Here is a 12,718-nt window from a genome sequence, read left to right as displayed (position 1 = left end):
CTGTTCTGGGGGTGTTTAGGCCAGCCCGTGTGGCGGGGCAAGGGTATGCGTCAGCTCTGCCATGCGGCCAGACGGGCAATCAATCGCGCGATATCGCCAACTCCGATATTCGCGAACGCGATGCGGACCTCACGTTCGCCGCGCGGATCGCCTTCGGGGCGGAACATCGTGCCGGGCAAAAGCAGAATACCCACCTCGCGTACCAGCCTTTTGGCCAGTTCTGGCGAGGGCAGGGGATGGGGGTGTTCAGCATAGGCGAAGAATGCGCCGCAGCCGAGCAGCTTCCAGCCGGGAAGCTTCGCAAACCCCTCTGACATCGCCTTGCGGCGGGCGAGGATTTCGTCCCGTTCGCCCGCAACCCATTGCGAGAGGTTCCGCATCCCCCAGAGCGCACCGATCTGGCCAAGCTGGCTGGGGCAGATCGCGACACAGTCGAGAAACTTCTCGGCCTCGCTCAGACGCGCGGCATCGGCAACGATGGCGCCGACCCTGTGGCCAGTCAGGCGGTAGGCCTTGGAAAAGGAATAGAGGTGGATCAGCGTGCCGCGCCAGTCGGGGTCAGCGAAAAGATCATGCGGTGCGCCGGTCCGGGCATCGAAATCGCGATAAGTTTCGTCGAGGATCAGCGCGATGCCCCGCGTCTTGGCGAGATCGTAGAAGGCGCGGAGAGTTTCCGCAGGATATTCCACCCCGCCGGGATTGTTGGGGGTCACAAGGACGATGGCGCGGGTGCGGGGCGTGATCAGCGCTGCCGCTTCGTCCGGATCGGGGATAAGACCCGCGCCGGTGGGTAACGGCACGGCGCCGACGCCCTGCATGTCGAGCCACATTTTATGGTTGAAATACCATGGCGTTGGCAGAAGCACTTCATCTCCCGCCGACGCCAGAGTCGTGATCACCGTGCAGAAGGCCTGATTGCAGCCCTGCGTGATCGCGACCTCTTCAGGCGCAATCGTTCCGCCATAGGCAACGGACCACTGCGACGCGACTTCGGCACGCAGTTCCGGCAGGCCAAGTACGGGACCGTAAAGATGCGCCTCGGGTTGGTTCAGTGCGGCATCTGCCAATGCCTGCCTCAACCCCTCGGGCGGGGCTTCCATCGGCGCGGCTTGCGAGACGTTGATCAAGGGGCGCTCAGGCGGGAAAGCCACGCCCTCCAACCAGCGCCGCGCCTCCATCACCGGAGGCAGGAAGGTCGCGCGGATATCCGGGTTCAGAGGCAGGACCATGGACACTCCTTTGGCCGCGTGGCGGCTTCAGCTTTTCGGAAATACTCCCGCAGGACCCGTTCAGTCAGTCCGACCCGCGATAGGGCTGGACATATTGCAGCGCCATGTCCCAGGGGAAGAAGATCCAGGTGTCCTGGCTGACCTCGGTGATATAGGTGTCGACCATGCCGCGCCCTTCGGGCTTGGCATAGACGGTCGCGAAATGCGCCTTTGGATAAAGGTTGCGCACCAGTTCCAGCGTCTTGCCTGTGTCGACGAGGTCATCGACAATCAGAACGCCTTCACCCTGATCGCCCATGATCTCGGTCTGCGGCGCCTTGATTAGGCGGGGCTGACTCTGATCCTGATGATTGTACGACTTGACCGAGACGGTATCGACGACACGGATATCCAACTCGCGGCTGACGATCATCGCGGGCGCCATTCCGCCGCGCGTGATGGCCACGACGGCGCGCCAGTCGCCGTTCTCGGGCCCCTTACCATCCAGCCGCCAGGCGAGCGCGCGGGCATCCCGGTGGATCTGGTCCCAGGAGACGTGAAAGCCTTTTTCATGCGGCAGCCGGTCGGTCATGGCTTACTCCTTGCGCCCCGTCACCGCGTCGATATCGGGTGCATCAACGGCCTTCATACCGACGACATGATAGCCGCAATCGACGTGATGGGTTTCGCCGGTAACGCCGGAGCCGAGATCGGAGAGAAGGTAAAGTGCCGATTTGCCGACCTCGTCCTGATTGACGTTGCGGCGGAGGGGAGAGTTCAATTCGTTCCATTTCAGGATATAGCGGAAATCGCCGATGCCGCTTGCCGCCAGCGTCTTGATCGGTCCGGCCGAGATCGCGTTGCAGCGGATACCGTCCTTGCCGAGGTCTTCGGCGATGTAGCGGACGGAAGCTTCGAGCGCGGCCTTCGCGACACCCATCACATTATAATGCGGCATCACCCGTTCCGCCCCGTAATAGGTGAGCGTGAGAAGGCTGCCGCCATCTGGCATCATCGCCGCCGCTCGCTGACAGACGGCGGTAAAGGAATAGACCGAAATATCCATCGTCATGCGGAAGTTCTCGATCCCGGTGTCGACATAACGGCCCCGAAGTTCGTTCTTGTCGGAAAAGCCGATCGCGTGAACGACGAAATCCAGTTTGCCCCAGACCTTTTGCAGATGCGCAAAAAGCGCGTCGAGGGACGCCGAATCCGAGACGTCGCATTCGACCAGTTCGGTCGCACCGATCTGCGCGGCCAGCGGCTCCACCCGCTTTTTCAGCGCCTCGCCCTGATAAGAGAAGGCCAGTTCGGCTCCGTGTTCCGCGCAGGCCTTGGCAATTCCCCAAGCAATCGACTTGTCGTTTGCCAAACCCATGATCAGGCCGCGTTTACCGGCCATCAATTCGGTCGCCATTTCCGTCCCCGTGCCACTTTCTTACTGATTGCCGAAGCATTAGGCTAACTTCGGACGCGCATCAAGGGCGCGGCGCCCGGATGCTGGGCGAGTGGCAGGCTTTGTGCGCAATCAAGGGATGAGCGAGGGGACAGGAAATCAAATGGGCGACAGGACTGGTATATTTGTGGGGGACGACCCATTTGCCATCGCGCGCGCTTGGCTTGCCGAGGCTGAGCCGGCCGAACCCAATGATCCCAATGCGATAGCGCTCGCAACGGTCGATGAAGATGGATTTCCGAATGCGCGAATGGTGTTGCTGAAAGAGATTGAGGCCGACGCGTTTCTCTTTTACACAAACTATGGTTCGGCCAAGGGGCGAGAAATCGCCGCTACCGGCAAGGCAGCTTTCGTTATGCACTGGAAGTCGCTGCGCCGGCAGATCCGTGTAAGGGGTGTGACCAGTCGCGAAGAGGGGCCGCAGGCGGATGCGTATTACGCTTCGCGGTCTTTGCAGAGCCGGCTCGGCGCTTGGGCGTCGCATCAGTCGGAACCTCTTGCCTCTCGCGGCGCGTTGTTGGCCGAGGTAGCACGAGTGACCGCGTCCAAGGGCATGTCGCCTCAACGTCCGCCATTCTGGGGCGGTATCAGGCTAAGGCCTTTGGAAATCGAGTTCTGGGCCGATGGAGCGTTTCGGCTACACGATCGTTTCCGATGGAGTCGTGATACGCTTGACGACGGGTGGGATGTGGAACGGCTGAATCCCTGATATGAGTGATTGGTGAATGGATTGTTAATAATCTGTTAATGGTCGAGGAATTGCCGACAAATTGTCGGATTATGAGTGCTAGTGTTCGAAGACATGCTTGAAACCGCCGCCCCCTGAACTGCATTGTGGGGACGCCGGAAATGGGAAACGGACGATGCAAGAAGAACAACAGAGCCAGCACGAGGTCACCGGCCGCGTGAAATGGTTCGACCCCACAAAGGGTTTCGGGTTCATCGTGGCCGATGAAAGCGGCGGTGATATCCTTTTGCACGCCAATGTCCTGCGGAATTTCGGTCAAAGCTCGGTTGCCGACAATGCCCGGATTACCGTGATGGTCCAGCAGACGGCACGCGGAGCACAGGCGATCGAGGTTGTTGAGATTCTGCCCCCGGAAGATGAGGGCGCCCCCCCGATACAGGACCTCGGCGAGGCGGATGCCGAGGTCATCGCCGGGTTGCCCCTCGAACCCGCGCGGGTGAAATGGTTCGACAAGACAAAAGGTTTCGGTTTCGCCAACGTCTATAGCCGCCCTGAGGACGTATTTATCCATATTGAGGTTTTGCGTCGGTCGGGCTTTGCCGATCTCCAGCCCGGTGAGGCAGTCTGTCTGCGCGTCATGGACGGCAAGCGCGGGCGGATGGCGGCGCAGGTCGTGTCCTGGGACGCGGCATTGCGGGTTCAGAAGTGATCAAGACTGTTCTTTCCGGCGCCATAGCCCTGATCACGGGATCCGGCGCCTGGGCCGGTTGCACCGAGACTCTGGCCGAGTTTCGTTGGGACGGCGGTGGTGCCCGATTCGCGGTTGAGATTGCCGACGACGATGCCGAGCGCGCGCGGGGGCTGATGTTTCGAGAAAGCCTGTCCTCCAGTGCGGGGATGCTTTTCATTTATGATCAGCCGCAGAAAGTGTCCTTCTGGATGAAGAATACGCTGATCCCGCTCGACATGATCTTTATCGGGGCCGATGGCCGGGTGAATCGCGTGCATTCAAATGCTATCCCCGGCGACCTTACCGGCATTCCTGGCCCGGACGCCACGCTGATGGTTCTTGAAATCAAGGGTGGATTGGCCGCGCGGCTTGGGCTCGCCGAGGGCGCCGAAATGCGCCATCCCGCGTTGGCTGCCGAAACGGCTCTTTGGCCCTGTTCCTGACCTTGCCTCTTTCCCTTCCGGCGACAAGCCGCTAGAGACGGCATGTCGGGGCGTAGCGCAGCCTGGTAGCGCGACGGTTTTGGGTACCGTAGGTCGGAAGTTCGAATCTTCTCGCCCCGACCACTTCGAAAAACCCGCATTAAAAATGTGTCGTTTCGACCATCGAGCGGACATACTGACGGCCGCTTGCTTTGCGTTAATCGTGATAAATCCCTGTGGATGAATTGAAGCTTTTTCAAAGCAACGCGATCCAAGCTCCCACCAAACAAGCGATTTTCCGCCGAACGGATTGGTGTGAGGTTTGTGGGTGAATCGGTGGCGTCTACTGGCCATGCGAACGGTCGTTTTGGGTCAACCGAAATCTTGTCACAAAAAAGAGAAAAAGCTGTTGACCCGACCGGGGGTCATACGTCAGTTTGTGGGGGCTGACGGAGAAGCCACAACATTTAGTGGCCGGTTCGACGGGGACAGAACACCAAACGAAGAGGCCGCAATCATGATGGCCGCCACGCAGCGAGCGCACGCGCTGCGTCGGAAATTCGCGTCCCTCGTGCCCCTTCAGTGATCGCGGTGACAAGCCCCGGAGGGGCGGACCGCACAGTGAAAACATGAAGGACGGGGCAGATGAAGATCGAACGCAAATTCACCAAGGCAGGTAAAGACGCCTATGCCGAGGTTGCATTCCGCACGACGACGTCGGAAATCCGCAATCCCGACGGCAAGGTCGTGTTCAGGAATGACAAGGTCGAAGTGCCGGCGGACTGGAGCCAGGTTGCCTCTGACGTTCTGGCGCAGAAATATTTCCGCAAGGCGGGCGTTCCGGCGCGGCTGAAGAAGGTCAAGGAAAAGGGCGTGCCCGAGTTCCTCTGGCGATCGGCCCCCGATGAGAAGGCTCTGGCGGAGCTGCCAGAGGATGAGCGTTACACTGGTGAAAGCTCGGGCAAACAGGTCTTTGACCGCCTTGCCGGTGCCTGGGCTTATTGGGGCTGGAAGGGCGGCTACTTCTCGACCGAGGCCGATGCGCAGGCCTACTACGACGAAATGCGCTTCATGCTGGCCGAACAGATGGCCGCACCAAACTCGCCGCAATGGTTCAATACCGGCCTTCACTGGGCTTACGGAATCGACGGGCCGGGGCAGGGGCACTACTATGTGGATCACGCCACGGGCAAGCTGACCCGATCCAACTCAGCCTACGAACATCCCCAGCCGCACGCCTGCTTCATCCAGTCGATTTCGGACGATCTGGTCCAGGAAGGCGGCATCATGGATCTCTGGGTGCGGGAAGCGCGGCTCTTCAAATACGGCTCGGGCACCGGCACCAACTTCTCCTCGCTCCGCGCCGCGAATGAGCCGCTGTCGGGCGGCGGCAAGTCGTCGGGCCTGATGGGCTTCCTCAAGATCGGCGACCGCGCTGCGGGCGCGATCAAGTCGGGCGGCACCACGCGCCGCGCGGCCAAGATGGTGATCTGCGACATGGATCACCCCGATATCGAGGATTTCATCAACTGGAAGGTCATCGAGGAACAGAAGGTCGCGGCGCTTGTCGCGGGTTCAAAGATCCACGAACGCCAGTTGAACGAGATCTTCGCCGCGATCCGTCAGTGGGACGGCTCCAGCGAGGATGCCGTCGATCCGGTGAAGAACGAGGCGTTGAAGACGGCCATCAAGGCCGCGAAAAAGGTTTCGATACCAGAAACTTACGTCAAGCGCGTGCTCGACTACGCCAAGCAGGGCTATGCGTCCATCGAATTCCCGACCTATGACACGGATTGGGACTCTGAGGCCTATGCGACGGTTTCCGGCCAGAACTCCAACAACTCCGTCCGTGTCACCGACGCCTTCCTGAAGGCGGTCAAGGACGATGCCGACTGGGAACTAATCCGCCGGACCGACGGCAAGGTCGCCAAGACGATCAAGGCGCGCGAGCTTTGGGAGCAGGTCGGCCACGCCGCCTGGGCCTGTGCCGATCCCGGCATCCAGTTCCATGACACCGTCAACGCCTGGCATACCTGCCCAGAAGACGGCGCGATCCGGGGTTCCAACCCCTGTTCGGAATACATGTTCCTCGACGACACGGCCTGCAACCTCGCCTCGATGAACCTCCTGACCTTCTACAAGGACGCCAAGTTCGACGCCGAGGCCTATGTCCACGCGACCCGCCTCTGGACCGTGACGCTGGAAATCTCGGTCCTGATGGCGCAGTTCCCGTCGAAGGAAATCGCGCAGCGCAGCTACGATTACCGCACGCTCGGCCTCGGCTACGCCAATATCGGCGGGCTTCTGATGAACATGGGTTATGGCTACGACTCGGATGAGGGCCGCGCACTTTGCGGTGCGCTGACCGCCGTGATGACCGGCATCGCCTATGCGACCTCGGCCGAGATGGCAGGTGAACTGGGCGCTTTCCCGGGCTACGAGCGCAATGCCGACCACATGCTCCGTGTCATCCGCAACCACCGCAACGCGGCCTATGGCAAGACCGATGGCTACGAAGACCTCGCCGTCAAGCCGGTCGCACTCGATCACGCGAACTGCCCCGACCAAAGCCTTGTTTCCCTTGCAAAAACCGCATGGGATGAGGCGCTGGAGCTGGGCCAGAAGAACGGCTATCGCAATGCACAAACCAGCGTCATCGCGCCCACGGGCACGATCGGTCTGGTCATGGACTGCGACACGACCGGGATTGAACCCGACTTCGCGCTGGTGAAATTCAAGAAGCTGGCAGGGGGCGGCTACTTCAAGATCATCAACCGCTCGGTTCCGGCGGCGCTGGAAACGCTGGGCTATGGCAGCGCCGAGATCGAAGAGATCATCGCCTATGCCGTCGGCCATGCCTCGCTTGGCAACTGCCCGGGCATCAACCACACGTCGCTGATCGGCCACGGCTTCGGCCAGGCGGAACTGGACAAGATCGAGGCGGCTCTGCCCTCAGCCTTCGACATCCGCTTTGTCTTCAACCAGTGGACCCTGGGTGAGAAGTTCTGCACGGAAACCCTTGGTATCCCTGCCGAAAAGCTGAACGACCCGACCTTCGATCTGCTGCGTCACCTCGGCTTCACCCGCCGCCAGATCGAAGAGGCGAACGACCACGTTTGCGGCACGATGACGCTGGAAGGCGCGCCGCATCTGGACCCCAAGCATTACTCTGTCTTCGATTGCGCCAATCCCTGCGGCAAGAAGGGCAAGCGTTTCCTTGGTGTCGACAGCCATATCCACATGATGGCCGCGGCGCAGAGCTTCATCTCGGGCGCGATCTCCAAGACGATCAACATGCCGAACAACGCGACCATCGAGGATACGCTGGCGGCTTATGAACTCTCGTGGTCACTCGGCATCAAGGCCAATGCGCTCTATCGCGACGGATCGAAGCTCAGCCAGCCCTTGGCCGCGTCGCTGGTCGAGGATGACGAGGAGGCCGAGGAAATCCTCGCCACCGGCTCGGCGCAGGAAAAGGCCGCTGTTCTGGCCGAGAAGATCGTCGAGAAGATCATCGTCAAGGAAGTGGTGAAATCGCACCGCGAGAAGCTTCCCGAGCGGCGCAAGGGCTATACCCAGAAGGCTATCGTCGGCGGCCACAAGGTCTATCTGCGCACCGGCGAATACAAGGACGGTGCGCTGGGTGAGATCTTCATCGACATGCACAAGGAAGGGGCGGGCTTCCGCGCGATGATGAACAACTTCGCCATCGCGGTGTCGGTCGGCCTGCAATACGGCGTGCCGCTGGAGGAGTTTGTCGACGCCTTCACCTTCACCAAGTTCGAACCGGCGGGCATGGTGCAGGGCAACGACTCGATCAAGCAGGCGACGTCGATCCTCGACTATATCTTCCGCGAACTGGCGATCTCCTATCTCGACCGCACCGACCTCGCGCATGTCCAGCCGCAGGGCGCGAGCTTTGACGACCTCGGTGGTGGCGCCAATGAGGGGCAGGCCAATGTCTCCGAGATCAGCGAAAGTGCCGCGTCAAAGTCGCTGGAGGTGCTGAAGCAGGTCGCCTCGACCGGCTATATGCGCAAGCGCCTGCCGCAGGAACTGATCGTGCTGCAAGGGGGCGTGGGCGCCATGGCACTTTCCGGCGACCCAGTCGCGGCGCTGAACACGCTGGTGCCGGTAACGGGGCAGGCGGTCGCGGCTTCGGCGACGACGGCCCTTGCCACGGGTACGGTCACGATGGATGCCCGTACAAAGGCCAAGATGCAGGGCTACGAGGGCGATCCCTGCGGCGAATGCGGCAACTACACGCTGGTCAGGAACGGCACCTGCATGAAGTGCAACACCTGCGGCGGAACGAGCGGGTGTAGCTGAGATGGCCAAATCGGTGAGCACCAAAATAACACGGATGCCGGTTCGCGCTAGGCTCGCTAACCCTGACCAGCCGGAACTCGAGCTTCACGTAGAGTGTGAGATTGATCGAGATGGCATAGGAATGGGCGTGCTTAGTGACGGCACACCCTTCCTAAACCAACGCGGAATCGGCGACCTTTGTGGGCTGAGGAACAAGTACATCGGCATCATTTCTGCCGAGTGGAATTCTCAAAATTCACCAACTGAAGTACGCCGTGTCAAAGAGTTACTCTATGATCAGGGGGTAACGATTCCCTCTGTGCCGCACATCGAAGTGTGGGTCGGGCGGCGTCGCTACCTCGCATATCCAGATACGGTCTGTATGGCGATTCTGGAGTACTTCGCATTCGAAGCGGATCGGGCGGGAGCTGATATCGCTCTACAAAACTACAGGCGATTGGCTCGGCATGGACTGAAACGGTTCATCTATGCCGAAACGGGATACGTTTCCAAATCAGAAGATGATGTTTGGAAGATATTCCGCGACCGCGTGAGCCTCACCTATGACGCAGTTCCTGCGGGGTACTTCGGAGTTTTTAAGGAGTTGGCGAGCCTTATCGTTACTCTGGGTCTTGCTGGACTCCACATCGATGAAAAGTTTGTACCCGATATTAGCGTGGGGCAGGCGTGGGCCAAACACTGGGAAAAGGCTCGGATGGCGGACGCGTACGGAACGCGAGCGTCGTATCCCCATAATTATCCGTCATATTTTCCCCAAGCCGTCAGCAATCCACAACTTGCCGCTTGCTATCCTGATGGTGCTCTCGGGGAGTTTCGTCGCTGGTTTCGCGAAGACTACATCGGCGAGGGACGTTTCAAGCAATATCTAACTCGGAAGGTACATGAGCGGCTTCTTCCGGAAGGGTATGTCGAACGCGCAATGCTAGCTTTGACGAAGGAGTGACGAACTCAATTAGGCGCTGAGTGCGCAAGCGCACATGAATACCGGTCACCCCGGTGACCAGTTCCGGGGCGGGTGCGCTCGCCCCAGACGACGTTCAGGCCGCAGGCAGAAAACCGAGCGGTATCAAGGATGAGCCTGGACGGCGAAACTCAAACGGGGGGCCCTGGCCCCCCGATTTTCTTTTGCGCCGGTTCCAACCGCCTGAAGAACGCAAGGAAATAGCGGTTCCCACGGCAGTTCGGCGGATGAATGCGTTATGGGCATATATCCATCGGCGTCTTTATGCTTGTATGATCACGCCGACGTGATCGGCTGTTTCACCCCTCTTGCGGGACGCATCGCGGCACGCCACATAGCGCCCGGTGGTGCCTAAGCCACTGATTCTAGGGCGTTGCCCTTTTGGAGTACAACAAGATGAAAAAGTTCGTTCTGGCCCTCGGCGCCGTTGCCGCTTTCGCCGCCGCTGCCAATGCCCAGACCGTCGTCACCGACACCGACGGCAACGGCACCTTCTCGATCGAAGAGATGACCGCTGCGTACCCGGACATGACCGCGGAAACCTTCGCGGCCATCGACGCGAACGCCGACGGTGCTGTTGACGCCGACGAACTGGCTGCCGCTCAGGAAGCCGGCACGATCGCTCAGTAATTCGCGATCCGCTCCCGTTACGGGACAGGCCCCGGGGTTCGCGCCCCGGGGCCCTTGTGTTTTAGGGTGCCAGTCGATCCGGGCAGCCGATCCGGGTTCAGACCGGTCAATGCGAAATTGTTCAGGCCGTCATCGCATTATTGCCGAAATACAGGAACTCGCGGTCCATCCCTGACACGTCACCGGCATTGAGTGACAGGCTCGCGCTGTCGAGCATCTTGTAGCTCGCCTGCGCCTTCACCCATTCATCAGCGCTCTGCAATGTGGTCAGTGTGTAGCTGGTGGTTTCATTGAGGTAGTGCGTCGGAATGACAACCTTGGGTTTCAGGCGTTCGACAATGGCATTGCCCATATCGTAGCTGAGAATGTGCATCGAGCCATCGACCGGCAATGTCAGCACGTCGACCTGACCGATCGCATCCCAGAATTCGTCAGCGGGATTGTGGCGATTGTCGCCCCAGATCAGGGTCCGGATGCCACCGGTTTCCACCAGATAGACCACCATATCCATATGGTTGGGATTGTTGGGCGGGCAGGCATCCAGCCCGAATTCGGCCAAGGCGTCGGTCCAACTGTACCAGCCGGGGGCGACACAGGCATGCTTGTCGGCAAATCCGGTGATCTTGATATCGGCAAATTCGAAATTGCCGACCATCCGGTCCAGAACCATCGTCGAAACCGGACGGTGAATGGCGTCATGGTCGAAATGGGTGTGGGTGGACATGCAGATATCGACCGGCACTTCCGGGAACTCGTTCTTGAACCACAGCCCCCATGCGCCTGACGGATCGTCGCGCCAGGGGTCGAACAACAGCGTCGCGCCGCCCGGTGACGTGATTTTGAGTGCGCAGTGGCCGTAAAAGTCGATCCCGACATCACCGGCAACATGGGTGCCGGTGGTTTTCTGCAGCTCGATCACCCCGTTGTTGTTGCCGGGCTGAGTCCAGTCCGTCGATTGGGCCTTTGCGGCCGTGCCGCTCAGCAAGCTCGCGGTCCCGCCAACGCCGGCGGCACCCGCCGCCATGAAAAATGACCTGCGCGACAGGCCTGGCGACAATGTATCCTTTTGTCCGTTCAGAAGTGTCGGTTTGAGATCCAGATCTTCTCGTTCCATTCGCTCTCTCCCTCTTGGTGTGGCTCCGGGCCGCCCCGGTGGCGAAAGGGTAGCAAAGCGAACCGATGTCACTACTGTGGGAAAAGCAATGGGGAAACATGGGGAAAATCCCCATGGTTTATTGCATTGACCGCAGCATGCTGCGCAGGTTCTGACCACTGCGCTGCAAACCGAGCTTCTTGCGTATGTTGTTACGATGAAATTCCACGGTGCTGGGTTCGCGTGACAGGGTGCGCGCGATGTCCTTGGTGGTCTGCCCGTGAATGATCAGTTGCGCGATCTCCTGCTCTGACGGGGTCAGCGTTTCAAACATTGTGGTCAGCCGGTTCGACATCGAGGCCGAGATGGCGCGCAGATTTTCGTCGATGATTTCCAGATAGGCGCTTGCTGCGGCGTCCGCTTTCAGGCGGCTCCGCAGCTTTCCCAGATGTGGCAATACCAATCCCTTGATCTGACCCAGTACCTTTGCGTCATACTCATCTCGCGACATCTCTACATTGTTCAGCAGGACCCGAAGCGCGGTATTGGCCTCCTCCAGATCGGCGGTGCGTTCCTCAACGCGCTGTTCCATCTGGTCGAGCGCGGTTTGCAACGCCGCCTCAAGGCGCTTGCGCTCCTCGATTTCGGACAGGAGCTGCAGATCTGCTTCGATCACCCTAGCGAATTCCATAAGCCCGTCACGGAACATCAGAGCCTTTCGGTTTCGCCGGCGGTCGAGAACGCAGATCGTGCCGAAGACGTCGCCATCAGGCCATTTCAGGGGATATCCGACATAAAAGCGCATTCCGTGCTCCATGTCGTCATTGTCGGCCCAGACGGGGTCGCATGTCGCGTCCTCAACCACAAGTTCGCCATCGTTCTTGAGGACACCGTAGCAATAGAGCCGTTCGTTGAGCGTAAATTTGCGGCCGACTTCATAGGGGTTTTCGGGGCCACGGCTGGTAACGAAGACCGAGTGATCCGGCGCATCCGTCTGCATGACCAGACTTGCGGGCACATCGGTGAGCCGGGAAATCAGGTCAACAATGCGCTGCCAATTCGCCAAAGTCTCATTCGGAATGCGTGGCTTTGATTGGAACATGCCTTCTGGCGCCTGCTTTGTGGTCGGACATCAGTCTAGGGGGGAGAACCGTTTTCGGGCAAGGCGCCGGTTGGAAGGCAAACGGAACCATCCCGCTCG

General features: G+C 59.9%; 11 protein-coding genes and 1 tRNA gene. 7 read left to right on the top strand and 5 right to left on the bottom strand.

Annotated elements, in window-relative coordinates; genetic code table 11:
- Window positions 1-50: 50 nt before the first annotated feature.
- The 3 genes from OEZ71_RS12845 to fabI all read right to left on the bottom strand — a co-directional run bounded on the left by OEZ71_RS12845 (window position 51) and on the right by fabI (window position 2,625).
- Window positions 51-1,229 carry an aminotransferase gene (locus OEZ71_RS12845; RefSeq protein ID WP_263740868.1) on the bottom strand — a complete coding sequence of 393 codons (1,179 nt, stop codon included), beginning with the start codon at window positions 1,227-1,229 and terminating at the stop codon, window positions 51-53.
- Between the two features lie 64 nt (window positions 1,230-1,293).
- Window positions 1,294-1,800 (bottom strand): xanthine phosphoribosyltransferase, encoded by a 507-nt coding sequence (gene gpt, locus OEZ71_RS12840; protein WP_263740385.1) that lies wholly within the window; start codon window positions 1,798-1,800, stop codon window positions 1,294-1,296.
- 3 nt (window positions 1,801-1,803) lie between these two features.
- On the bottom strand, window positions 1,804-2,625 hold the full coding sequence (gene fabI / locus OEZ71_RS12835) for an enoyl-ACP reductase FabI (protein WP_263740384.1): 822 nt from the start codon (window positions 2,623-2,625) through the stop codon (window positions 1,804-1,806).
- A 142-nt stretch (window positions 2,626-2,767) separates the two neighbouring features.
- On the opposite strand from fabI, the gene pdxH reads away from it, so the two are divergent.
- The 7 genes from pdxH (at window position 2,768) to OEZ71_RS12800 (ending at window position 10,424) form a co-directional block, all read left to right on the top strand.
- The gene (gene pdxH, locus OEZ71_RS12830; RefSeq protein ID WP_263740867.1) at window positions 2,768-3,373 is read left to right on the top strand and encodes a pyridoxamine 5'-phosphate oxidase; all 606 of its coding nucleotides are present in this window, start codon (window positions 2,768-2,770) and stop codon (window positions 3,371-3,373) included.
- Window positions 3,374-3,527: 154 nt separating this feature from the next.
- Entirely contained in the window at window positions 3,528-4,061 is a 534-nt protein-coding gene (locus OEZ71_RS12825) for a cold-shock protein (protein WP_263740383.1), read from the top strand.
- Complete coding sequence (locus tag OEZ71_RS12820; protein WP_412175638.1) at window positions 4,061-4,525, top strand: DUF192 domain-containing protein; 465 nt, start codon at window positions 4,061-4,063, stop codon at window positions 4,523-4,525. The genes OEZ71_RS12825 and OEZ71_RS12820 overlap by 1 nt, the downstream gene beginning before the upstream one ends.
- A gap of 46 nt (window positions 4,526-4,571) precedes the next feature.
- Window positions 4,572-4,648, top strand: a tRNA-Pro gene (locus tag OEZ71_RS12815).
- Window positions 4,649-5,149: 501 nt separating this feature from the next.
- Window positions 5,150-8,833 carry a vitamin B12-dependent ribonucleotide reductase gene (locus OEZ71_RS12810; protein ID WP_263740382.1) on the top strand — a complete coding sequence of 1,228 codons (3,684 nt, stop codon included), beginning with the start codon at window positions 5,150-5,152 and terminating at the stop codon, window positions 8,831-8,833.
- A 1-nt stretch (window position 8,834) separates the two neighbouring features.
- Window positions 8,835-9,776 (top strand): hypothetical protein, encoded by a 942-nt coding sequence (locus OEZ71_RS12805; protein ID WP_263740381.1) that lies wholly within the window; start codon window positions 8,835-8,837, stop codon window positions 9,774-9,776.
- A gap of 414 nt (window positions 9,777-10,190) precedes the next feature.
- Window positions 10,191-10,424, top strand: coding sequence for an EF-hand domain-containing protein (locus tag OEZ71_RS12800; protein WP_263740380.1), 234 nt, complete (start codon window positions 10,191-10,193; stop codon window positions 10,422-10,424).
- A gap of 121 nt (window positions 10,425-10,545) precedes the next feature.
- Here OEZ71_RS12800 and OEZ71_RS12795 read toward each other — a convergent pair whose 3' ends face one another.
- On the bottom strand, window positions 10,546-11,538 hold the full coding sequence (locus OEZ71_RS12795) for an MBL fold metallo-hydrolase (RefSeq protein ID WP_263740379.1): 993 nt from the start codon (window positions 11,536-11,538) through the stop codon (window positions 10,546-10,548).
- A gap of 118 nt (window positions 11,539-11,656) precedes the next feature.
- Entirely contained in the window at window positions 11,657-12,619 is a 963-nt protein-coding gene (locus OEZ71_RS12790; RefSeq protein WP_263740378.1) for a LuxR C-terminal-related transcriptional regulator, read from the bottom strand.
- Window positions 12,620-12,718: the final 99 nt, after the last annotated feature.

Origin of the sequence: Albidovulum litorale, assembly GCF_025751495.1 — a bacterium.
Lineage (GTDB): Bacteria > Pseudomonadota > Alphaproteobacteria > Rhodobacterales > Rhodobacteraceae > Albidovulum > Albidovulum litorale.
This window is presented reverse-complemented; position numbering and strand designations above follow the sequence as displayed.

What these genes read in the sequence shown, in the direction of transcription:
- fabI (WP_263740384.1), bottom strand. Translation starts at nt 2,625, where the DNA reads ATGGCGACCGAATTGATGGCCGGTAAACGCGGCCTGATCATGGGTTTG.
- OEZ71_RS12845 (WP_263740868.1), bottom strand. Translation starts at nt 1,229, where the DNA reads ATGGTCCTGCCTCTGAACCCGGATATCCGCGCGACCTTCCTGCCTCCG.
- OEZ71_RS12805 (WP_263740381.1), top strand. Translation starts at nt 8,835, where the DNA reads ATGGCCAAATCGGTGAGCACCAAAATAACACGGATGCCGGTTCGCGCT.
- gpt (WP_263740385.1), bottom strand. Translation starts at nt 1,800, where the DNA reads ATGACCGACCGGCTGCCGCATGAAAAAGGCTTTCACGTCTCCTGGGAC.
- OEZ71_RS12795 (WP_263740379.1), bottom strand. Translation starts at nt 11,538, where the DNA reads ATGGAACGAGAAGATCTGGATCTCAAACCGACACTTCTGAACGGACAA.
- OEZ71_RS12825 (WP_263740383.1), top strand. Translation starts at nt 3,528, where the DNA reads ATGCAAGAAGAACAACAGAGCCAGCACGAGGTCACCGGCCGCGTGAAA.
- OEZ71_RS12800 (WP_263740380.1), top strand. Translation starts at nt 10,191, where the DNA reads ATGAAAAAGTTCGTTCTGGCCCTCGGCGCCGTTGCCGCTTTCGCCGCC.
- pdxH (WP_263740867.1), top strand. Translation starts at nt 2,768, where the DNA reads ATGGGCGACAGGACTGGTATATTTGTGGGGGACGACCCATTTGCCATC.
- OEZ71_RS12790 (WP_263740378.1), bottom strand. Translation starts at nt 12,619, where the DNA reads ATGTTCCAATCAAAGCCACGCATTCCGAATGAGACTTTGGCGAATTGG.
- OEZ71_RS12810 (WP_263740382.1), top strand. Translation starts at nt 5,150, where the DNA reads ATGAAGATCGAACGCAAATTCACCAAGGCAGGTAAAGACGCCTATGCC.